This window comes from Bacillus sp. JJ1562 (assembly GCF_036962705.1).
Lineage (GTDB): Bacteria > Bacillota > Bacilli > Bacillales > Bacillaceae_L > Ferdinandcohnia.
This window is the reverse complement of the sequence record NZ_JBALOQ010000021.1, coordinates 1-23,481: the sequence shown is the minus strand read 5'-3', so window position 1 is coordinate 23,481 and position 23,481 is coordinate 1. Positions and strand designations below refer to the sequence as shown.

The window sequence follows — 23,481 nt, the reverse complement described above, 5'->3', positions numbered from 1 at the left end:
GGCGCAAATACGCCAAAGCGTATTTGATTAAGGGAGGTCTACCATTTGTACTATCATCCGTATATTTATGGACGTCAAGGACCACCAAGAACTGTATTGTATCCAGGCTATTACTCAAACATTACAAGACATTCTGTATTTCCTGAACACGGGTCGTATTACCCGTACACCGATTATCGAAAATTACCCGATGTTGATCCGACTTTATTTAAGGAATCAGCAGAAGAAATGCGAATTCTAATGAAAGATGCAAGCCTAATACTTGCTAAATTAGCTGATTCAAAGGATTTTGCGAAAAAGGTAATGGCTGCAGCACAGGCATCAAACGATAAGGAAGTAGATCGATTGCTAAAAACAACAGGAATTCAGTCGAAAGTTAAAGCAACCTTTAATCCTGATGGTTTAAATCTTAAATTAGAAGCAAGTGTAGCAGGCTCAAAATCCAGTCAATTAACAATTGCATTAAGATGGCGGTAAGTTTATTCCGTAGTGGTTCACCCCAATGAATAAACTTAGAGCCTCCGGCGGAGACATGCGATTTTAAAAATGAAACTTTCGAGCAGTAAGATTAAAGTCTAAAAACGCCACATCCTGTGGCAATGTCCTTTTGACCAACCTTGTGTGGGCCAAGGTGTATTTAATTAAATAAAATATTTGTGAGAACGCAGGTAAAAATTTGCCTATCGTTCTTTTTTTATTTGTAAGAATGAAATTTATACGGTTTAGGACATGATAAAAACACGAGGAGGTAATATTAATGGAAGTTAAAGATAGAGATACTCTAAGACCTATAAAAAGCAAAGAAGAACAGCTCGTGAATCAGCTTGATCCTGAGCTTGACCTTCGAAATATAAATTTCGCTACTGGCGAAAATGAATATCTAAACGAACACTTCGATGATTTTTCTATTGATCACTAATAATACATGGAGGAAGTTAAATGGCGAAAAAAGAAAGACTTAACGAAGAAGCTGCTATGAATAACAACTTAACTTCATCTACGTATTTAAAAAGCAAAACTGCAAAGAAGAAGCAAAATGGGGCCAAGTAGATTACGCCCCGTTTTTAGTTGGATTCAATTAAAATTTCTTCTAGCCTGTTATAGGCTTCCTCTTTATCAAACGACGAATACCACCTAAGATTGGCATCATCTAAAATACGAAAGTGTTGGCTAATCATATTTTGTTGGAGACGAAACTTTCCTTCCTTTTTGAGATCCTTCCACCACACCTTACCACCCATAGTACGTTCTTTCGCACGATCAATCCCATTTCGGCCGATAATTTCGATGACATCAATAGGGTCCCCCCCTAAAGTTGTTTGGATAATCTCACTATCGCGAAATAATGCACATACCGCTACGATACATGTCCATCCCGCTTGAATTCTTCCCTTTTCAATCTGCACTAATGTCTTTTTCGATATCCCTAAGATCTCAGCCATTTTATCCTGTGTATATCCTTTTTCAGTCCGGATTAGCTTTATTTTTTCAGAGAGTATTTCAGTTAAATGTTCCTTATCCATAATAATCACCTATATTTTCCTTCGCATTCTCTTATTGGAGAAAGTTAAAAACCTTAGTGTAATTTTACACTAAGGTCTAGATATTATCAATTTTTCCGACTTAATAAATCAATTTCAACCCACTTATAAAAATGATGATTCCTATGGCTGTTTGCAGTGGTTTCATTGGAACCTTTGTTGTTAAAGAGCTTCCTAAGATTACACCAGGAATCGAACCACAAAGTAAATTTATGACTAAGAGAAAGTCCACATTCCCAAAGCCTACGTGAAACAAGCCGCTTACCGTGACTAATATAAACGCATGTGCGATGTCTGTCCCAACTAATTCGGAGGCTCGTAATTGATAAAATAATAGCATCGCAAGTGCAAAAAGCGACCCAGAACCAACGGATGTTAATCCAACAATAAAACCAAGGAGAGCACCTAGAAGAATGGTGGTTTTTATTTTATCCTCAATGGGCTTTATACTGTAGGAACTTTGAGGAAAACGGGAGCTGAACAAGGACTTTATCACGGTCGCAACTGCGACAACCATGAGTACATATCCGAGGGCATGCTTCACAATTTCTCCTTGCAAAAGTTTATCTCCCCCTGCAAAATGCAAAGTAGTAACAGCTATGATTGCACTAGGAACACTGCCTATAGCCAGATATTTCACTAGCTTAAAATTAATTGTTTTCTGTCGAAAATGCTGAACAGATCCAAAAAATTTCGTAATGGAGTTATAGACAAAATCTGTTCCGACTGCAATTAGCGGATTGACGCCAATCAAGATTAAAAATGGGGTTAATAATGCCGCTCCACCCACCCCTGTTAATCCAACCAAAAAACCGACAAAAAGGCCCATTAATACAATTCCAATACTCATTCCGACAGCTCCCAACATTTTCGGATATGTGCATTATATTTACAGGACATCCCTTTTGACACATTTTTCTTACAATGGACAGCAAATATGTTTTTTAACTATAACAATTAGTAAAGATTACGGTATCATATTTTAAAGGTTTGAAGTTGAAAAGGAAATCTTCTATGAATATTTTATCAACGTTTTCAAAATCATATGACACTCCTTTTTATTTGTTAACTCATTTTATTTTTATGTTGACATATAATTATTCTTGATTTACGATTTTGTTAACTACAAAAACATGGAGGTTAACATAAGATGACAGCAGTAACGAAACCACGGATTCGAGCAATAGAAATTACATATGTAGGGATGTTTGCAGCACTAATGGCAATCGGTGCAAACATTACTTCAATGGTACCATTTTTACAGGTCGCCGGAGTTCCACTGACCATGCAAACCTTTTTTGCCGTATTAGCAGGGCTTCTACTCGGGAGTCGGTTAGGTGCAATTTCAATGATTGTGTATATGTTAATTGGGGTTGCGGGAGCACCTGTATTTTCGGGCTTTGAAGCAGGTATTACCCCGTTTATTGGAAGTACGGGTGGATTTATTTTATCATTTATTGCAACAGCATATTTCGCTGGAAAAATAGTTGAACATGCAAAGGGGTCACCAACATTAAAAACATTCATGTTTGCTGCATTTGTTGGTCTTTTCATGAATTATTTCATTGGAACAAACTATATGTATTTTGCGTTAAATTTTTGGCTTGAGGTTAAAATGAGCTACGGAGCAGCATGGGCAGTAATGGCTTGGTTTATTGTGAAGGACCTCGCTTTCACTATTTTTGCAGCATTTATTTCTCCAAGAATTTATCGCGCAGTGACAAGAAATTCTTGGAATCATATTTCAACAAAGGCTTCTTAAAAATGCAAACACCCCACGATTTTTTCGTGGGGTGTTTACTTCAAATGGTCTACTCTTCTGTTGTATCGCCAAATCTTTCAACCAAGGTTGCAAGTGTACGGACCATAACACCAGTTGCACCTGCTGGCCCTAAATTATGAGCAGATGAAGCTGTTGCTGTTCCAGCTATATCAAGGTGTACCCAAGGTGTAATCTCTGCGAATTCCCCAAGGAAAGTACCTGCAAAAATTGCATGTCCATCACGTCCTGGTGAATTGTTCAAATCCGCCACCTGGCTCTTACGAACACGCTTCTTATGGTTTTCTGTAATTGGTAGACGCCAAATAGGTTCCCCCGCTTCCAATGAAGCTTGCAGCACTTCTTCGAAAAAGGCTTCATTATTTGTCATTGCGCCAGTTATATCATTACCTAGAGCGACAATCACTCCACCTGTTAATGTTGCGACATCGACTAAATAAGAGGCTCCGTGGAACTTCGCATATGTAATCCCATCTGCTAATGCTAGACGTCCTTCCGCATCTGTGTTTAGGATTTCGATGGTTTTGCCATCCATAGATGTAACCACATCGTCAGGCTTAAATGCATCACCACTGATCATGTTGTCGGTTGATGGGATGACTGCGACAACATTCTTTTCAGGTCGTAGCTCACCAATAATCTCCATCGCACCTAATACAGCAGCTGCACCACCCATATCTGTTTTCATACCCACAATACCGTCTTTTGGCTTAATCGAATAACCACCTGTATCGAAAGTAATCCCTTTTCCGACTAGACCGATGACATCCTCCCAGTTTTCTTTCCCTTGATACTTGAGGACAATCATTTTCGGCGGTTCTACAGAACCTTTATTTACCGCTAAAAGAGCGCCCATCCCGAGCTTTTCCATATCTTCTTTTTCGAGGATTTCTACCTCAAACCCAGTTTTCTTTCCTAGTTCAACTGCATAATTTGCTAAATCTGTTGCAGTTAACATATTTCCTGGTAGATTTACAAGAGTTCTAGCAGAGTTTGTACCTTGTCCATATGCATATCCTACTGTTAAACTTGCTTCAACCTCATCTGTATCGTCTTTCGTATAGACGATTACTTCCTCAATTTTCTTTTCTGGTTCATTTAACTTTTGCTTATAATCTGCAAATTTATATGTAGACAATGCAAGTGCTTCTCCAAATGCATGAGCAACATCCCCGGCTTCTAGCCTTTCGGTTACAAAGGTATCTAATCCAATTGCAAAGCTTTCAACTTTTGCTTTATCGATTGCTTTAACAGCCTTTCCGAATGCTTCCCTAAGAGATTCAAAGGATTGCTCATCCTCTTTTCCAAGCCCGAGAAAATACACTCGTTTAATAGGTGCCTTTCCTAATGTATGTACCTTGGAAACGATATTTCGCTTCGTTGATATGTCTCCTTCTTTTAACAGCACTGTAATTTGACCGTCAACTAATGTATCTAATTCGTGAGTAAGCCCAGTTGTCTTTTGATTTTTAGCATATAAACCAATGAGTATTGCTTCATGGGCATCATGTAACGTTACTTCATTTTTTACTGTAAACATTATGTACACCTCCAACTTATTTTCACCTTTTTATTATATACTTCGAGACACTAAATTTCATCTAACAACCATTGGGTAAGATTTCATTTTGCAGGCTTACGTAAATTCTTTTATAATAATAGTAAAGTTTTGCTGCACAATTTATAATTAATTTTCTAAAAATTATTCTAAAAATTAGGAAAGTAACTTATCCAATTTAAAAGAGAAAAAAGTGTTTTTGACGAGAGGACGTAGTTTACATGGAGCTTTTTACAAATTTCCCCCTTTGGGCCGCACTTGCTGCAATTGGTTTTGCACAATTTGTTAAGGTCCCTCTACATTTTATTGTGACTAAAAAAGTTGATTGGTCCTTGATTACGAGCACTGGAGGTATGCCAAGTTCCCATTCAGCTGCAGTAACAGCCTTAACAACTGGGATCGCCCTTGAGCAAGGAGTCGGTTCTCCTTTTTTCGCGATATCTACAGTATTTGCCGTCATCGTCATGTTTGACGCTTCTGGCGTTCGCAGACATGCTGGTGAGCAGGCTACAGTTCTAAACCAACTTGTTGCGGATTTTCAAAAATTTGCTGAGGATGCAAAACTATGGCCAAAGCTTGATGAAGCTAGTAAACGAAGTGAGTTAAAGGAGCTATTAGGACATAAGCCAATCGAAGTATTTTTTGGTGGGTTAACTGGGATCTTTTTAACATTAGTACTTCATATACTGTAAAATACAAAATGGCTAATCATTGCGATTAGCCATTTAACTTTTTTCACCTAATATTTGTTGACGGAATACCTTCATCGACTTATCCTCATTCATTGCAGCGATTTCTTCTTCAGATATTTTACCGTCACCCATTTTGATCACATAAACATCAAGGGTTTTCTTCCCCCATTTGTTATAAACATCATTCACTGTTTCATAATACAAATCAATTTTATTTCCTTTTATAGCTCCTCCCTTGTCAGCAACCACACCATACCCATAAGCTGGGATAAACAGGATGGTTCCTATTGGGAAGACATTTAAATCGGCAGCAATAGTAGAATACAGGTCGCGCTTTACCTTTACACCCGAGTAGGTGATCCCATAGGATGGGTGATTTGCATCTTTACCTGTTGATTCAACTCCCGCTGTATATCCAGTCGCGACAACTGTTTTTGTCGGGTATTTTGAAAAATCAATTGCTTCTTCGATAGCTAAGGTACTTTCAACATTCGAAGCCGTAACTGTCTTATTTCCATGAATAAAAAACATAAATTTTGAGACCAGTCCTATACTCTTTTTGACAACTGTTTGCGATTTATCTTTAATATGGTCGCTTGCCCAATTTGTAAGGTCATTCGTCTGCACGCCTGAAAAAGATTGGAACGTAGTAAACAGTGCAAATGCTACTAATATCGTCATTGCACTTCTTCTTATTATTGTGTTAAAATGAAACACATTTCCCACTCCCCTCACGACTCTATTTCTTTCCATTTCGGTTAGAAAATATTCGTGAAGGGGTGGAAATTTATTCTTATTTACACTTTTATCTTGCTTTATTTCCTTTTTTTCTGACCGTACTTACTCCCCTATTGAAAACACTTCTTCCTTTAATAAATACTCTGGTGATTTCCCAATTGGATCTGCATGGAAATACTTACGAATTAAACCATCGTTTAAAAAGTTCGATATTGATATCATAATCATACCTTGATCAAGTGCTAGGAAGCTTTTAGCTATCTCATTTGTATTTAAATTAATCGTATCATAAAAACCATATTCACCAAATGTACCAAGTTCTTTTAGCATAGCAATGTTCGCTTCGACTGCTTCAGGCGCATATTCTAATCCAAGTATAGAAGCATGCGGTGTGACAGTAGCCTGATCATCATAGCCTTCCGTACCTAAACTAGAAACGCCAAATTCATTGTATCTATTAACAATGGCTGCAGGCGAAAATCCCCATACTTCAAAACCTTCTTTTTTGGCAAATGCAACTTGGCCTTGTACATGTCTTGCATTATTTAAACCCAATCCCTGTTTACCGAGTTCTCGCTCATTAAGGAAGAGTGGTGGCATTAAAGCTTCGAACATACTGCCTCCCCAGCTCGGAACAAACTTAATTCCTTCGTACTCATAATGGCCTTCAAAAACATCTATACCATCGTAGTTTTTAGTTTCACCAACTGGAATTTGGTTTTGCCAATCAAATTCTTTTGGGAATGTACGGTATAACTTCCACCAGTGCTCCGCTGGCACATCCCCTTTCCCTATAGCTACATAGCTTGCAAGTCTTGTCTCTGAATAGAGCATACCGTAATGATGATCAGTTACTTTTCCTAGTGAGACATCATAACCTCCACGCATCTGACCTATTTTCGGATCATATAAGTGGGAATAATCCATTTCGTCTACCAATGGATCTGTTATAGACGCTAAATCTGGAAAATACTGTCCTACTACAACTAAAGCAGCTGTTAACCACCCATTATCAACAGTAGATATAAACTCTCCCCAATCAGTCATAAGGGAAGCATCCTCCGTATAATACCAGTTGTAATAGAGCCCATTCCATTTTTCCATTTGTTGTAATGAATCTAAAGTAACTTCAATTTTTTCCTTCGCTTCTTGTTTCGATATAAAGTCAAACTCTGCTGCAGAAATAGTACTTACTAGATACATGGCAATATTGGTTGGTGATGTTTGACTATATTCTACAACTTTCCCATCAATATCTACTCTATCCAACGTTAACCCTGTATTTGGATCTGTATAATCAATAAAAAATTGATACGTATCTTCTGCTATACTAAAAAGTTCCTTTTCAAATTCTGTTTCTCCTGACTTAAAACCCTGTAACAGTGCAAAAATCACTCCTACAACAATCAGTGCACTTCCAACTAAGTATGCAATTTTTTTCATAAGCAACTTCTTCCTTTGATATTTTAACAGCCAATGTAACAGATGTTTTATTTGGGAATCCCTTTTCTATTTTTCTCTCCAAACCAATGCCTCGTACGGTCTTAAAATACCAGACTGAATGGGAGACTGATAGTTTTGAAGTATGATAGAAACATGTTCTTCAACCAAATTGCATTCAACTGTTTTATCTGTAAAATTACATACGACATACCATTTCTCATCTTCCATGACACGCTTATAGGCATAAATATCGTCAGAAGTCTTCAGCAATTCATAGTTTCCATTAACAATTATGTCATGCTGTTTTCTTAACTCAATTAACTTTTGGTAATAATTAAAAATAGATCGTTTGCTATGACGGTCATTTTCTACATTAATTTCAGCATAGTTTGGATTCACTTTTATCCATGGAGTTGCAGTTGTAAAACCTGCCTGTTGAGAAGAATCCCATTGCATTGGCGTACGCGAATTATCTCGTCCTTTTGCATAAATGGATTCCATAATCTCTTTTTGGCTATAGCCTTTTTCTAACCGTTCCTTATACATATTGAGTGTTTCAATGTCAGCATAATCATCTATCGTATCAAATTGAACACCAGTCATACCAATTTCTTCACCTTGATATATATACGGTGTTCCCTGTAGCAAATGAAGTATAGTCGCTAAGCTAGTCGCACTTTCATAGCGGTATTTGGAATCATTTCCCCACCTTGTAACAATACGAGGCTGGTCATGGTTGTTCCAAAATAAACTGTTCCACCCTTTTCCAGCTAAGCCATGCTGTAATTTTGAAAAAACCTCTTTTAACTCTGCTAATTCCAATGGTCTTAAATCCCATTTCGACTTGCCTGCGACTTCATCAAGGGCAATATGTTCAAAAGAAAAGACCATATTTAATTCATTGCGATCAACACCTGAAAATAATAATGCCTGTTCTAAGTCCGCATTATTTGCTTCCCCGACCGTTACTACGTCAGCGTCCTTTAACACTTTATCGTACATTTCTTGAATATAGTTGTGTAAAAGTGGACCATTACCAATGATTCCATTATCAATTTCTTTAGCAATTAAATCGATAACATCAAATCGAAATCCTTTAATTCCTTTGTTAATCCAGAAATGCAATACATCATACATAGCTTGCCGTACCTCTGGATTATGCCAATTTAAATCCGGTTGTTTTTTACTAAATAAGTGCAAATAATATTGCCCCGCTTCTTCACTGTATTGCCATGCACTCCCACCAAAAATCGAACCTAAATCATTTGGTGGTGTACTGTTTATTCCATCACGGAAAACGTAGAAATCACGGTATTTACTATCTCTATTGTTACATGCCTCGATAAACCACGGATGTTCATCTGATGTATGATTAGCCACAATGTCCATCATAATCCCCATACCGCGCTTTTTTGCTTCGGCAATTAATTCTTCCATATCATCCATTGTTCCATATTCGGGATTAATATCATAATAATCACTAATATCATACCCATTATCATCATTTGGCGATGCGTACACAGGGCATAACCATATCAAATCAATCCCTAATTCTTTTAAGTAATCAAGACGTGAAATAATTCCTTGTAAATCCCCAATTCCATCCCCATTTGAATCTTGAAAACTACGTGGATAGATTTGATAGACAACACTGTTGTGCCACCACTTTTTTTTCATAATAATAATAGTCCTCCTACTATAATTTAAGGAAAAGGGAGAACGATAAACCGTTCTCCCTTCTTGATCGGGGAGTGATAGCACTTACCCGTATATTTCAATAATGTTTTTCTCAGAATTTAATATTGCATCCAATTGTAAATTGTCAACATACATACCACCCTGACGGTAACGGTTACTCCATTCTTTAATCATTACCTCTTCTCCATTGACAACAATGCTTTGTTCACCATTACCTAAATGATAGATGAATGTTGCGGGCTTTTTGTTTATAGTAAACCTGAACTCCAAACCATTGAGTTCTCTAGGTAATACTGGATCGACAATAATCCCTCCGTTTACTTGGCGAACACCTAGGCAATTAGAGATTAATTGATTCATATAAATTCCAGGACCGCTGGAGTAGATTCTCCATCCACCTTTTACTTTTACTGAACCATCTCGCAGTTTGTCAAAATTTTCTTGTGCTTCGTAACGAGTATTAAATTTCCCGTCTGATGAACTAAAGTAAGTATTAGCTTGTCTGCGCTCAGCATTTGGTACCACATCTTGTATACCTATTGGATTGATTTTTGCTAGGCCACTCCATACTTCATCTTCCTTACCAAGCTTAGCCATGGCTTCGACAAAACGGATATGAGCATGCACATATTGTAAGCCAATTTCACGCCCAAAGTTTGCAGCTGTTTCTGCACGTTGGAAGTGTGTGCTGATCCCACCTTTATAATTTGCAGGGCGATTCATTAGACGTACTCCGTCAGGACAATAAAGATTATCTTTAATAATTTGATAATGTTCCTCGGCTTGCTCTTTATTAAATAACTCACTAATAATACTCTCTTGCATTGGCAATAGACGGTAGTGGATACCTGTTTTATTATCTGTTGGGTGCAGCATTAATTCCACTTCATCTGGATTTTCAAAATAAACAAATCCTGGTACCACACCAGATCCAAGCATATATTTATGAAAATCCGCTTCAATTCCTGTAGCTAATGCTTTTATTTCATCTGCCCAATCTACATCATAGTTATCAAGAACAACCGAAAGCTTACTAAACACTTGGTAAGTCAACGCTACAGTCCAGCTAGAAACCATAAATTCTTTCAATTGTTTATTGGCTGGTTGTAATGTATCGTCCCAATCCCCATCACCATAAGAAGACAAATGTGTTCCATGTAAGAAATGGTCTTTAATATATTGAATTTCCTTTTTTGCATGTTCTAAAATCGTTGCTGATTCCTCAGTAAAGGTATGAACATGACGTTTTGTATATGGTACTTTCTCCGATAAGATCGAATAATCACCAGTAATTTCTAAATAATTGGTTAATACCTTTAATGGCCAAACGATGATGTCACCATGGCTTTCCCCTGCTTTAATATGAGAATATTTATCAAACATAAACCATTGCGGCCAGTTGCCGTCGTCCTCAAATTGATGCTGGAAGACGTTTAAAATAATTTCTTTAACTTTGTCATATTTTTGTGTAGCAAAAAAGTATTCTGTAGGACCTTGACACACATCACGTGTTCCCCATGCTGCCCCTGCATATTGCTCAAGGCCGTGTGGTGACGAGAAATGGACGAGCATGTTGTGCGTATACCACCATGCTAATTTATTTACTTTATCTAATTGTGGAGATACTTCCCCACCTTTAGATAAGTGGAATCCATTCATTAAATTACTATAATAATCCCGATAACGATTCACTTCTTCTTCTAGATTGCGAATAACGAATGGGAATTGTTTTCCTTCAAGAAGACCTTGGATTGCCACATTCCATTCTGATGTTTCTTCTAATTCAAAGACAACTAAGGATGCTGAATTAGTCTCCACATTTTGTACTAACGCACTTTCATCAGTAACTTTAAATTCAGCACCTAGTATTTGCATACGATAAGCTAAACCTGGATAAATGTTGGCATTATCTGATGCTTTGTCAGCTGTAAATGTTAATTCACTTCCATCTCTTTCAATATGAAAAGGAGCATCAAGTTCATTTGTATTTAAAGTTACTTGGTTGGTAACTAGATAACGATATTTCAGCCCACTTTTAGATTGAATGTGCAAATGAACCTCTGGTGAATCGACAATTGTATATGTTGTAACAATAAATGTATCTTTTTCTGTTTTATAATTCCAGCGAGTATAGTTAAAGCCTATTTCGTAACTAGAAGGCATGGTTAATAGCTGGTATGTGCCATCTAATTCAATATAAATACGTTGTCCGGAGGTTTTCATTCGATTCAACGAATTACGAACATTTGAAAGCATTTTGTTAAAACTTGTATTTCCAACAACTAACTGAGCATTAAAGATTCCATACATAAAAGTTGTTGTTGTCATAGTTTTATCATTTACCTGGTCATTGTTACCACTCATTAATATATGACCATGGGAACGTTCGACAAGTAATTCTTTCTCCTTTAGCACAACATGCTCATGATCTTTAGTAAAGAATGAAAGCAATGTATCTCCATCCCATTCCTCCTGTTGACGATTAGGATAATAACTATCAATTTCAGCCATTGTTAAGGATTCAGTTAGTAATGGAGTACCAATATTATTCTGTAGTTTTACTTTGTCTATTGGCTCTGCTTCACCTTTCGGCTCGGCTTGTACTTCTTCCCAAGCCTGCTTTACAAGTTCTTTATATTCTAATTTACTTACAACTTCTGGGTGGGAAGCCTGAAATAGTCCATAGAATACAAACTGTGTTTTTCCATCAAGGATAACTTTTTCAGATTGTAGTCCAGTATAAGCAAATTCATATTGGTATACTTCATTCGGAAGATCTTTCGTTAAAACTTCTGGTTGGTTTGTCTCCTTGTATGAAAGACCAAAGAATTGGAATCCATCCGTTGAATAACCAACGGATTTCGATAAAGAACCTTGTTGTAGGTATGGAAAACCAGTTGATTGTCCCTGGTTTTGCCTTGAGCATACAACATAGCCAAAATCTGTATCCTCATATACCGAATGGTCAATATATTGTGCAAGATAAGCCTCATTGTTTCGAACTGCACCTTTATCAGCAATTCCTATATCTTGGCCATAAACAATATCCACTCCAACCCCATTGCCATCCACATTTATTTCCCAGAACCAAACACCTTGTTTTGCCAAACGAAAACTAACGTCATAGGTGACTTCTTCTACTGAACCTTGCCATGTAACAGCATTATTAGAAAATGCAACTGCACTGTTTGATTGAACCCCTAATAATGGAGTTACTTGAATTCCGTTCTCGCGATGAATACGAAGGTATAAATTATTTAAAGATCCATCAACTTGGTTAGCAACCCATTGATTAACCATGATATTCTGATAGTTTGCTTCTAAAATATCTCCACTATTTAAAAAGGTAAAGCTTAAATTTCCTGCAGTAATTTTCCTTAAATTTGATGTCGTCATATTTATGCACCCTCTCTTTATTTCAATTCAAATGTTAGTGCTATACCTTCGATACTATTGGGACCAACAAACACGTTAAACTTACCAGCATCACTTGAATAAGATAGATCAGAATGGAAGTACCGTAGCTGTTCTTCATTTACTGTAAAGGTTACTTCTTTCGTTTCTCCCGGTTGTAAAGTCACTTTTTCAAATCCTTTTAATTCTTTCATCGGTCGAACGACTTCCCCAACTAAATCTCGAACATACAATTGAACAACTTCTTCCCCTACAACATCCCCAATATTTGTTACCTTCACTGAAACGCTTAAGGTTTCGTCTTTTTCAATAGATTGACTTGAGATTTTGGCGTCACTATAATCAAAGGTTGTATAGCTCAATCCATAACCAAACGGATAAAGCGCCTCATTAGGAATATCCAAGTATTTTGATACATAACGTTCCTCAGGATTTTTATTAATATCTGGACGTCCCGTATTGTAATGATTGTAATAAATCGGAATCTGACCAACTGAATATGGGAAAGACATTGTTAACTTGCCTGATGGATTCACATCACCATATAGTAAGTCAGCGATAGCCAAGCCACCTTCAGATCCAGGGAACCATGCTTCTACTATTGCATTTGCTTCGTCATTTACACCGTGTAAATCAAGTGGACGACCATTAAATAGCACTACCACAATAGGTTTATTCAATTCTTTCATTTTCTTAATTAAGTCCAATTGAATTTGTGGTAAGCGAATATCTGCACGGGATCCTGCTTCACCACTCATTTCACTTCGTTCACCAAGGGCTAATACAATAACATCTGCTTTCGTTGCAGCCTGAATAGCTTCATTTAATTGCTCCTCTGACCCTGTTTCGATATCACAGCCTTGAGCAGAAATCAGTTGTGTTATTCCAATCTTAGTCTTAATTCCATCCTCTAATTTAATGGCATCTTCTCTAGAACCTCCCCAAGACCAAGGTCCTAATATATCGCCGTTATGTGCAAACGGACCAACCAATGCAACCTTTTGTTCTTTTCTTAACGGAAGAATATTTTCATTTTTTAATAGAACACAAGATTTCGTTGCTAGTTCACGTGCAACTTTGCGATGTTCATCAGAGAATACAAGTTCCTTTTCCAATTGTTCATTTGCAGCACGATATGGATTTTCAAATAGCCCAAGCTTGTCTTTTAGTTGTAAGATTCTTAATACAGATTCGTTAATCAGTTCTTCGGATAACTTTCCTTCTTCTACTAAATTCTTCAAGCTTTTAACATATGTAGATGTCATCATTTCAATATCTACACCTGCTTCGATCCCTTTTAATGCAGCTTCTTTTTCATCAGCTGCAATACCGTGTGGAATCATTTCTTTGACTGCGCCCCAGTCCGAAATTACAACTCCATCAAAACCCCATTCATTCCGCAGCAATTCACGCATTAGTTTTTTGTTACCGCTAGCCGGAATCCCATCAACAGTATTAAACGCTGTCATTACCATTTCTACACCTTCATCAAGTGCAGCTTTATATGCAGGCAAATAACTTTCACGGAGCTCGCGTTCAGACATGTTTACCGTGTTGTAGTCGCGACCACCCTCGGATGCACCATATGCTGCGAAGTGTTTCACACATGCTGCCACACGATTCGTATCGTTTTTCAAGTCCTCACCCTGAAATCCACGTACAAACGCTTTCGCAAACTCTCCGTTTAAATATGGATCTTCACCCGTTGTTTCCATAACACGGCCCCAACGTGGGTCGCGTACTAAATCTACCATCGGCGCAAAGGTTACATGCACCCCCGAAACTGCTGCTTCTAGAGCAGCTATCTCAGCACTCTTTTCTGCAAGTTGAATATCCCATGAACTTCCAATTGCTAATGGAACTGGAAAAATTGTTTTAAAACCATGTATGACATCTGCCATCATCAATAACGGTATCCCTAATCGATTCGTTTCAAGGTGCTTCTTCTGAATATTAATAACTTCCCTTGCTCCTGAGCCGCCTAGAACGGAACCACTGTTGTGAATGGATTCTTTCGAAATCCCCATATCTTCCATCGGACCAGTGATTTCTCCATCCCTGCTTGCACCGTCATAGAAGAAGGCTGCTAACTGAAGTAATTGATCTATTTTCTCATCGAGGGTCATTTCCTTAAGTAATGATTCTAGTTTTGATTTTTCCATATTACACACCTCCGCATTAATTGAAACGTTTCAAATTTAACCTTCACTAGTTCCATCCAGAGCTAGTGAAGTACTTAATTTACTACTTTTCAAATTTAACGACTAATTTGTCATCCACTTTTGCATGTTTGTTTGATTTTATTAAGACTCGACCATCTTCAAGATGATTAATTTCATAGTCATTACTATCTTGAATATCCAAACTTGTTTCCAATTGAATGACGTCCTGCTTTTGTGTTAACCGGAATTCGATTAATCTACTTTCAATATAGCGAATTTCTGCTGTTGAATAATTAATTTTTATTAGATCATTTATTTGTACATCTAACGGTAACATCAATCCATCCCTACTCTGAAGGTCAATGGTTCTTCCATCAAACAAGGTTTTTCCCTGTAAATCCACCTGGAATTCCTTGTCAAATCCATCCAAGTTTAATATATGCAAGAACCGCTCATCTTCTGATTTTACAGTTGTCATAAAGATTCCATGATGCTTGAAATTATGTTTTAATGTTACATTAGCACCGAGATGTTCAAGTACTGTTCTAAATAATTCAATATCACACCGATACGCTGCTGTAATGGCAACAGCCTTTCCCTTACCAACTTCAGATTCAAATCCACAAGCTTCATTTGTTCCATATACTCGTAATATTGCTTTCGCATTGTTTAATTCAAAGTGCTGAGCAAAATGGGTACGTACCTCTGGATTTGAGGCATAAAAGCCATTAGGGTCTGGTTCTATAGAAAGGAAATATTCCTGACTAGCTTCTTTATGTCCAGTAAAGGTAACACCTAATGCATCCGCTAAAATGGTACAATCCTTTCCTTCCATATCAAATAACGGGACTTCCCCATATAGTAGAAGACTACCACCTATTTGAAGGAATTCGACTAATTTCCTTTGTACATCGCGATCCATATATCGAGCAGAAGGCAAAGCAATCGTTTTTGTTTTTTCTGGATCTAATGATTTGTTTTGTACATCTACCGCTGTAAATCGATAACCTGCTAATAGCATTGCTCTTGCCATGATTTCCCACGCACCATGGGCACGATTTGCAGTTAGATTATTATACATTTTACTGACCTTTTCACTAGTTGGATAATGGTATTCAGTCATATAATAATCAGGAATAAAACCAAATGCTACGTCATCATATTCTTCATCCATGACAGCTAATTTATCAGAAACAGCCATCATTGTTTGAATTGACCTTGCCATTCGAGGGTATGAATAATTTAATTCCCCTTCAGGCCCAACCGGGGCTGCGAAGCCATGTCGTTCTCCAGTTGTGGCAATTCTGTCATTTCCATCGTTTAGTGGAAACTCAGTTCGATAGTTCCTACCACCAGCGAATAGATAATAATTCAGCATCCTGTTTCCTTGGGCAATGCTCATTCTTGTCTTCAAATCAGCTGCTGATGGATCATATCTACCACCATATGTTTCTCCAAAGTTACCATCACCACAATTAAATTCCACTGATGTTAACGGCTGATTGTCATTATGAACAGCATCCATTAGACCATTGATTAAATACAAATCCTGGAATGTCTCCATATTTAAATTACCAAAATAGTGATCAGAACCTGATAAATATCCCTCATCCTGTGTATACGATTCATAGAGCTGACTAATACCTATCGGATAAGTAAATCCTCTTCCGCCACCTGTTCCGTGAATATTTACTATAAATGGAATATCTTTAACACCACACGCTTCTGCAAACTGTCTTAACGTCTTCACATATTTTGCATGTCGGTGTCGCATATAATGGCCGAGGTCTCTATGCAATTCAAGCATATAATCTTCTTGTGGAGACCGGATTGACTGTCGATAGATGGCTGGTATCTCTCTAATGAAGGGATAACGCTGGTCTAACTCGTTCTTTTCATAACGATCCTGTAACCACATCATAAATTCGTCGATCACAAAATCAGTTAAATCCGGACCATTACTTACCCAAGACAACATGCCAATTTCGTTATCTAATTGAACTCCAATAATATTCCCACCATATTGATGAAGTCTTGGCTTAATGACCTTCATCACTTCTTCATACCATTTTTTCACTTCCTGTAAGAACGCTGGTGCAAGATAGTCTAAAGTCGGTGTTGTAGCCTTTCTTTCATCCCATCCAATTGGAATAATCTCCGGGTGCTTCTCATACACCCAATGTGGTATTCCATCATTCTTCATCTCTGCCATAATAAATGGGCCTGGTCTCACAAAGAAATAGAGACCATTTTCATGACATAAATCAATATACTCACCGAGGTTCAATTCTTCCCTTGTGCTCCCATTGAAATCAAGGACACCTTCTTCAGGTTCATGGCAAATCCAAGGTACGTACGTAGCAACTGCATTACACCCAGCTGCTTTCAACTTATCTAATCGGTCTTGCCATTCATTACGACGTAATCTGTAATAATGAATTTCACCACACATAATTAATTTCGGTTGGCCATCAATGATGATTTGTTTGTTTTTTATCTCAATCATCTATTTATTCCTCCCTTATTCAGATACTTAACTGCTATTTACTCTAATCTTCTTTAGTCCAGCCCAGCTTTTGGATAGCTGTTTGTACATATTCATTTTTCATATATAAATCCCAAATAAGACCAGTTTGATAGTTTTCAATCATTAGTAATGTGATCCCTTTATCGATCCCAATAACTCGTTCTGCATACCACTCAGGCTCAACATCTAAGTTATAACCATCTTGAAACCCATATTCACCCCATAATTTCGGATGATTTTCATAGTAGTACTTCATTGCCTCAATAGAATGTTCTGGTGTAAAGACAATAGAACCGGCTGCCCCAGCTGGCGCAACTGTTCCATCTAGCTGCATGTTCACCTCTTCATAGTATGGTGGAGTTCCTGGCACCGTATAACCATTTGGTCCCTCACATGCCGTTAATCCCCAAGAGTTCTTATGATATGTTTTAAACTTTTCTGAATTATCTATGGAGAATTGACGGCTTGCCAAGGATGCCTTTATCGAGTTATCAAACCAATTAATCCCATCCTGATCAACGTAGTTTTTAAAATTAAACCATGCATGCGAGAATTGGTGAACGAACAGTGCTCCACCTGGTGCATTATAAAACTCATAGTCTCCATATTTACCAATTCTGCGTTCAAAGCCTTGATAAATTTTTACTGGTACTGGATGGGTTGGAGAACTTACCCCAAGGATATATTGCATTAATTGTTCCGCATACATATCCCATTGTCCAAATCCACCCGTTTCTTGATGATATCCCATGTAGAAAACATTTCTATTTTCATCATAGTACATATCCCAATCTACACGCTGATAGATTTGTTCAAATAACTCCTTGATTTCTCCACCAAAATATTCAGCAGAGGTTACTGCACCATTTAAAAATATGGACGTATCAATAATAGAGGCACAGTCATTGAACTCCTCGTTTTTCTTCGCTGTTTCCATATTAAGAAAATGGTAGAAAAAGCCTCCAACATGTTCTACATTATTTAAAAAGGTTTCTAGAGTTCCCTTTGTACGCTCATATCCTTCTTGATACGTAATCCATTTTCGTTCAATCCCAATGATAATAGCCGATAGACCAAATCCTACCGAGGCAATGCTTGCTACATGCTTCGAATCTTCACCTGTTTTATCCAGGATAAGTCCATAACCTGGACTATTTTTGTCAGTATTTGCTTCATTCCAAAAGAAATCAAAGCTTCTTTTTGCTTCCTCGTTTACTACATCAAAATTTGTCATAAATACCTCCAAATGATTTTACTCTCCCGTAATTCCGGAACGATCTACTCCCTCCACAAACCAACGCTGTGTAAGGAAGTAAACTACTAAGAGCGGCAAGATAGTAAGCATTGTTCCTGCCATATTAATACCCTCGTTAATATTACTTTTTGATCCACCTAAGTCTGTTGCATTCATTTGTTCAAATGACGCGGCAAACCGTTGCAATTCTAGAGGGAGTGTCGTTAATTCATTACCAAAATAAGTTGCTGCTAATGTCGTTTCATTCCAATACCATACAAATGAGAATAGGAATGAGATGATTATTGCTGGGACAGCCATTGGAACAGCAATTTTGAGAAAAATCCTTAAATGTCCTGCTCCATCCAAATGTGCTGCCTCTTCCAGTGAACTTGGAATCATACGGAAAAACTGATAGAAAATTAATATGAAAATCGCACTGTTTAATCCTTGGCCAAACATAGCAGGCAATAGAAATGATTGTATACTTCCAACAATTCCTAGATCATTAAAGAATACATATCTAGGAATCAATAATACTTGTGGCGGAATAATAAATGTTGCCAACACAAGAATGAAGAGTGTTTTATGAAACGGGAACTTAAATCTTGCAAAACCATAACCTATCACTCCAGCAACCACTGTTTGTACAAGTGCGGGTAACGCAGTTACGTACAAAGTTTGGAAAAATGTTGGAAGAAAGTTTATGACACGATTTGCCTTCTCATAATTTTCTACATAAAATTCAGATGGAATCCAATTCACCAAAGGATTCAGCAAGTCATCTAGCGATTTAAAGCTATACGATCCCATATAGATAAGTGGGTATAAATAAACAAACCCAATTCCAATCAGAAGACCATAAATGCATAATTTAGGTAGGAAACCACCTTTATCATGCGCACCAAGGAAAAACTTCTTTAGTTTCAGGATGTAATTTGTAGCGGTTTGTTTCCTTTGTGACACCTTGGTCTCAATCATTGCCATCCAACCTCCATTCTTAGCCGTACTTTTTGTTACCTCTTATCGAAATTAGTCCTACACTTACTAAGAGAACCAGTGTAATAATAATGAAATAAACCCATGATAATGCAGAAGCGTAACCGAATCCTGTATCAATTTGGAACATATTGCTTTGAATATGTCCAACCACCGGATTTAATGCAAAAATAGAGTACGTTACAATCGTATAAATTAAGTTAACTACTATCATGGGAAATAAATTCGGTAACGTTACTTTCCAGAAACATTCCCAATTGGATGCACCATCAATTTTTGCTGCTTCATACACTTGTTTGTCTGTCTTTTGTAATGCTGCTAAAAAGATTAGGATTTGTACCCCTGAAAACCATAAGATAACGATTAAATTATCCATTAAATAAACGATAATTGAGTTCAAAAATCCGTCTGTATTGGTCATTAGCGCATTAAAGATTGCATATTCCTCAATTGATGGGATGGAAGTAACCCCTTGATCCATTAATCCCTGTATTACTGGACCACTTGTAATGATCACCGGTAGAAAGAATATGGTACGGAATATCCCTTTAAACCTAATATTTTGATTTAATAGCAAGGCAATAATCAATGAGAATACAATGATAATTGGAACAGATAAGACTAACTCCTTTAGAAAATCGAGTAGTTTTTGTGTAAATAACGCATCAACTGCAAATGCATACTCGAAATTTCCCATTCCTACAAATGATGTTACAATCCCATTCGGGGTAATCTTCACTTCTTGAAAACTAAGAAACAAAGAATATCCTAAAGGAAATGCGGTAAAGATGGCAAAGCCAATCAACCAAGGTAATATAAAGCCATATCCTATTAAGTTTTTCTTACGCTCTAATGTTAGTCGCTTCATGACTGACTCCCCCAGTCGACTACCCTAAAATCTTTCGCATTAATTTCATGTCCTTCAATCTCAATACTCTTATTGGTGTAATTAACAATAATCGATTTTTCATTGGAATAAACAACCTCTACTACACCATCGTCATGAATAATTCGTTCTTCGATGGTCTCACCTTCCACCTGTCCTAGGCTGTCTTTCATGTTAGTATATTGCTCAACAATTGCTGGCTCCCATTCATCAAATTGTGATGTATATAAATCTTTTGAAGGTGAATTCATTAATAAATATGACGATTCTTTTGTCAAATAAAAGGATGGGTATGCCCCGTACTCCACCATTCTTAGCACGTCATCCTGTGTGTTGGAATGGAAATTGGAGAATTCCGCATAATACGGAATGTACCCTTTTAAGACGATTTGCATAAATGGTACCGTATCTGATACATATCTGTAATTTGATGAATACATCGGTATATCCAAGTATCTCTCAGTGATACTCCACAAATAATCATTAGGTTTATACAAAGCAAGCGGACCTACTTCATTCGTTAACAGTTGCAATAATTCTGTATATGTTAGTTGTACATCTGGACGCATATTGGTCTTACCACCAAAATCAGAGAAGACTTCATAGCCAGTAGTGTCAATTGCAAGTCGCGAAATTCCATTTTTTGCAAAATCAACTAAATCATTTTTTGCAATTTCAAATGACTTTTCTGGGTTTAAGTAATAATAGCTACTTTCATTCTTGAAATCTCCAATTGTTTGGGAATTAATTTTTCTTGCAACATCAGATCGTCCAGAAAAACCTTTTGCACCATCAAACGCTTTTGTATAATCCGTATAATAATAAAAAGGGATCCCCTCTTCTTCAAAAAAAGCATGTACTGATTCAAAATCAGCTGCATTCCCTAGTTTCTTTTCCAATGGAAATTTATTAGGAAGTGTTCCCGTCAATCCGCCTTGGGTCCAACCCCGGTACACAACATGCATGTTATCAACATCTTGACTCTTTAGTTTGTTCACGAAATTAGGAATATCAGTAACCAATGTCATTGGGTGGACAGAATTCCATATCAACCCTTCTTTTAGCTCCGCACCAAGGAATTCAAGACGAATATCTACTACATCATTTCCTTTTGTTAAATCACCACGATCAACTAAATAATCTTGATACGTGTTGGCCATCCCAACATAATCAGCATCATCATTAGCTAATAAAGTCACCTTTTCCGTAATGTTAAATTCATTCCGTTTTTCTTGGTACGTATTATAGCCTTCCATGCTTTGACTCGTTGGCTGGAAATAACTGTAGCGATAATGGTAACGAGTAGTTATCCAGTTAAAATCGGTTGAAACTCCTGATGGATAAGCCATTATTTCACCGAATTCCTTTCCATCTTCAATGATGGTAAATAATCCGTTTTGCTTTGTTCCATGTACAAGTCCATATACCGGCATAGAGATAGTTTGTGGTGGGTTTACACGGCTTTCGGTATTCAGTGATGTCCGCATGAACCCCTCATCTTGCCCATAAATAAATGCTTGATATGGAGCATTGGCTCCAATCGTATTTTTTTGGAATCGCATTAATGCACCACTACCATCTGGAATAAACATATATCCAGTAACATCATCTTTATGAACCGATCCTAGGAATGGATAGACCCGTAAAGATTTTAATTTATTCTTCTCTTCCGTAATCCCGCTATTTGGAATTTGAATAATTATTGAGTCTTCATCAAGTTGAACATCCAACTCGATTGAGATTCCGGAACCCTTGAAAGGAATAGATGCTGTAAAACCATTTTCGGTTTTTGATATTTGAGCTACTGTATTATTCGTTAGAATACTTTCTGATTTCTCTTTTCCTTTAGAATCAAGATAATCAATTGTGATTGCTGACTGTGCCACATTCATCCAAGTGTCATTCATTTGATATTCTTCATTGTCCTCTAACCCTGAATTCCAAACATAGCCTGTACGTTTATCTAGAACTTTTAAGGCAAGGGACTCCGTATTGACAAAAAGTTCTGCAATATCATTTTCAGCAATTTTTTCGAAGCCCATTAATGAAACATCCTGCGTAATTGGCTTCACATTTTCTTCTGGATGTGTATATTGATTGGAAGTGTATCGTAATGTTTTATCTAGTAATTCAGAATCGACTTCTATTTCACTCGGTTTCGAAACTTCACTAGCCAATATTGTAACGGTACCTGAACCGAGAAGTACTGTAACTATTATTAGTAACAACCATTTTTTATACACGCAGAATCACCTCCTGTATGATCGAGTATACAAAGTCATACACTTGATCAAACAACACATAAATAACAAAGAAAACAAGTACCGCAATAAACATAGTGAAAATCGTGATTAAGATGTTCCGAATCGTTCCAAAAAATGTATAATCATGGATTTCTTTAATCGTGATGAATAATAGAATAGCCGACCACACAATGATAATTTGCATTGCAAAACTATAAACAAACGATTCATTAAACGTTAAAATGTTGGATACTAACGTAATAGGAATTAGGAATAGGATTGCTGGTGCAAGGGAATAGATTGTACCGATATATACGTCTCGAAATCTTCCTTCCCCATCTGTAATCGTACTTACCATATAGTTGACTATGATAAATAATAAAATCGGTATAAGTATTACGCCAATATCTAAAAATAGATTGACATCTTCTAAACTTCGATTGTTGAAGATAAACCCTGTCCAATAAATCGATAGAATATATTCAATAATTAAGACAACATAAAGAATGGATGCTGATAGGATCGAAACTTTTTGGTATTTTTTCACATAATATAAGCTATCAATC

General features: G+C 37.1%; 18 protein-coding genes. 4 read left to right on the top strand and 14 right to left on the bottom strand.

What is annotated here, in order from left to right; all coding sequences use genetic code 11:
* Positions 1-45 precede the first annotated feature (45 nt).
* Positions 46-477 (top strand): hypothetical protein, encoded by a 432-nt coding sequence (locus V7097_RS13825; protein ID WP_335704213.1) that lies wholly within the window; start codon positions 46-48, stop codon positions 475-477.
* A 280-nt stretch (positions 478-757) separates the two neighbouring features.
* Positions 758-919, top strand: a complete 162-nt coding sequence (locus V7097_RS13820; protein WP_335704212.1) for a hypothetical protein — start codon at positions 758-760, stop codon at positions 917-919.
* Between the two features lie 145 nt (positions 920-1,064).
* Here the strand turns inward: V7097_RS13820 and V7097_RS13815 are convergent, their stop codons facing one another.
* Both V7097_RS13815 and V7097_RS13810 read right to left on the bottom strand, forming a co-directional pair.
* On the bottom strand, positions 1,065-1,523 hold the full coding sequence (locus V7097_RS13815; RefSeq protein ID WP_335704211.1) for a helix-turn-helix domain-containing protein: 459 nt from the start codon (positions 1,521-1,523) through the stop codon (positions 1,065-1,067).
* A gap of 100 nt (positions 1,524-1,623) precedes the next feature.
* The gene (locus V7097_RS13810) at positions 1,624-2,391 is read right to left on the bottom strand and encodes a sulfite exporter TauE/SafE family protein (protein WP_335704210.1); all 768 of its coding nucleotides are present in this window, start codon (positions 2,389-2,391) and stop codon (positions 1,624-1,626) included.
* 300 nt (positions 2,392-2,691) lie between these two features.
* Between V7097_RS13810 and V7097_RS13805 the strand changes: the two genes are divergently transcribed.
* Positions 2,692-3,303 carry a biotin transporter BioY gene (locus V7097_RS13805; protein WP_335704209.1) on the top strand — a complete coding sequence of 204 codons (612 nt, stop codon included), beginning with the start codon at positions 2,692-2,694 and terminating at the stop codon, positions 3,301-3,303.
* A 49-nt stretch (positions 3,304-3,352) separates the two neighbouring features.
* Here the strand turns inward: V7097_RS13805 and V7097_RS13800 are convergent, their stop codons facing one another.
* A complete protein-coding gene (locus V7097_RS13800) occupies positions 3,353-4,861 on the bottom strand; it encodes a leucyl aminopeptidase (protein ID WP_335704208.1) in 1,509 nt (502 codons plus the stop codon).
* Between the two features lie 239 nt (positions 4,862-5,100).
* Between V7097_RS13800 and V7097_RS13795 the strand changes: the two genes are divergently transcribed.
* Positions 5,101-5,571 carry a divergent PAP2 family protein gene (locus tag V7097_RS13795; protein WP_335704207.1) on the top strand — a complete coding sequence of 157 codons (471 nt, stop codon included), beginning with the start codon at positions 5,101-5,103 and terminating at the stop codon, positions 5,569-5,571.
* A 33-nt stretch (positions 5,572-5,604) separates the two neighbouring features.
* Here V7097_RS13795 and V7097_RS13790 read toward each other — a convergent pair whose 3' ends face one another.
* The 11 genes from V7097_RS13790 to V7097_RS13740 form a co-directional block, all read right to left on the bottom strand.
* Positions 5,605-6,288 (bottom strand): 3D domain-containing protein, encoded by a 684-nt coding sequence (locus tag V7097_RS13790; RefSeq protein WP_438824237.1) that lies wholly within the window; start codon positions 6,286-6,288, stop codon positions 5,605-5,607.
* Positions 6,289-6,411: 123 nt separating this feature from the next.
* On the bottom strand, positions 6,412-7,752 hold the full coding sequence (locus V7097_RS13785; protein WP_335704205.1) for a glucoamylase family protein: 1,341 nt from the start codon (positions 7,750-7,752) through the stop codon (positions 6,412-6,414).
* A gap of 66 nt (positions 7,753-7,818) precedes the next feature.
* Positions 7,819-9,429: a glycoside hydrolase family 13 protein gene (locus V7097_RS13780; protein ID WP_335704204.1), complete on the bottom strand. Its 1,611-nt coding sequence runs from the start codon at positions 9,427-9,429 to the stop codon at positions 7,819-7,821.
* A gap of 84 nt (positions 9,430-9,513) precedes the next feature.
* Entirely contained in the window at positions 9,514-12,846 is a 3,333-nt protein-coding gene (locus tag V7097_RS13775) for a GH36-type glycosyl hydrolase domain-containing protein (RefSeq protein WP_335704203.1), read from the bottom strand.
* A 17-nt stretch (positions 12,847-12,863) separates the two neighbouring features.
* Positions 12,864-15,026 carry a glycoside hydrolase family 3 N-terminal domain-containing protein gene (locus V7097_RS13770; protein WP_335704202.1) on the bottom strand — a complete coding sequence of 721 codons (2,163 nt, stop codon included), beginning with the start codon at positions 15,024-15,026 and terminating at the stop codon, positions 12,864-12,866.
* Between the two features lie 82 nt (positions 15,027-15,108).
* On the bottom strand, positions 15,109-17,532 hold the full coding sequence (locus tag V7097_RS13765; RefSeq protein WP_335704201.1) for a beta-galactosidase: 2,424 nt from the start codon (positions 17,530-17,532) through the stop codon (positions 15,109-15,111).
* Between the two features lie 43 nt (positions 17,533-17,575).
* Entirely contained in the window at positions 17,576-18,787 is a 1,212-nt protein-coding gene (locus V7097_RS13760; protein WP_335704200.1) for a glucoamylase family protein, read from the bottom strand.
* Between the two features lie 18 nt (positions 18,788-18,805).
* A complete protein-coding gene (locus V7097_RS13755) occupies positions 18,806-19,768 on the bottom strand; it encodes a carbohydrate ABC transporter permease (protein ID WP_335704199.1) in 963 nt (320 codons plus the stop codon).
* A gap of 19 nt (positions 19,769-19,787) precedes the next feature.
* Complete coding sequence (locus V7097_RS13750; RefSeq protein ID WP_335704198.1) at positions 19,788-20,654, bottom strand: carbohydrate ABC transporter permease; 867 nt, start codon at positions 20,652-20,654, stop codon at positions 19,788-19,790.
* Entirely contained in the window at positions 20,651-22,915 is a 2,265-nt protein-coding gene (locus V7097_RS13745; RefSeq protein ID WP_335704197.1) for a DUF5696 domain-containing protein, read from the bottom strand. Before V7097_RS13745 ends, V7097_RS13750 begins: the two co-directional genes overlap by 4 nt.
* Positions 22,908-23,481, bottom strand: a 574-nt coding sequence (locus tag V7097_RS13740) for a YIP1 family protein (RefSeq protein ID WP_335704196.1), incomplete at its 5' end; no start/stop codon positions are given. The genes V7097_RS13740 and V7097_RS13745, both read right to left, overlap by 8 nt.

Coding starts and splice junctions, on each gene's coding strand:
- V7097_RS13805 (WP_335704209.1), top strand. CDS start 2,692: ATGACAGCAGTAACGAAACCACGGATTCGAGCAATAGAAATTACATAT.
- V7097_RS13760 (WP_335704200.1), bottom strand. CDS start 18,787: ATGACAAATTTTGATGTAGTAAACGAGGAAGCAAAAAGAAGCTTTGAT.
- V7097_RS13785 (WP_335704205.1), bottom strand. CDS start 7,752: ATGAAAAAAATTGCATACTTAGTTGGAAGTGCACTGATTGTTGTAGGA.
- V7097_RS13775 (WP_335704203.1), bottom strand. CDS start 12,846: ATGACGACATCAAATTTAAGGAAAATTACTGCAGGAAATTTAAGCTTT.
- V7097_RS13755 (WP_335704199.1), bottom strand. CDS start 19,768: ATGATTGAGACCAAGGTGTCACAAAGGAAACAAACCGCTACAAATTAC.
- V7097_RS13770 (WP_335704202.1), bottom strand. CDS start 15,026: ATGGAAAAATCAAAACTAGAATCATTACTTAAGGAAATGACCCTCGAT.
- V7097_RS13795 (WP_335704207.1), top strand. CDS start 5,101: ATGGAGCTTTTTACAAATTTCCCCCTTTGGGCCGCACTTGCTGCAATT.
- V7097_RS13820 (WP_335704212.1), top strand. CDS start 758: ATGGAAGTTAAAGATAGAGATACTCTAAGACCTATAAAAAGCAAAGAA.
- V7097_RS13780 (WP_335704204.1), bottom strand. CDS start 9,429: ATGAAAAAAAAGTGGTGGCACAACAGTGTTGTCTATCAAATCTATCCA.
- V7097_RS13810 (WP_335704210.1), bottom strand. CDS start 2,391: ATGAGTATTGGAATTGTATTAATGGGCCTTTTTGTCGGTTTTTTGGTT.
- V7097_RS13800 (WP_335704208.1), bottom strand. CDS start 4,861: ATGTTTACAGTAAAAAATGAAGTAACGTTACATGATGCCCATGAAGCA.
- V7097_RS13815 (WP_335704211.1), bottom strand. CDS start 1,523: ATGGATAAGGAACATTTAACTGAAATACTCTCTGAAAAAATAAAGCTA.
- V7097_RS13765 (WP_335704201.1), bottom strand. CDS start 17,532: ATGATTGAGATAAAAAACAAACAAATCATCATTGATGGCCAACCGAAA.
- V7097_RS13750 (WP_335704198.1), bottom strand. CDS start 20,654: ATGAAGCGACTAACATTAGAGCGTAAGAAAAACTTAATAGGATATGGC.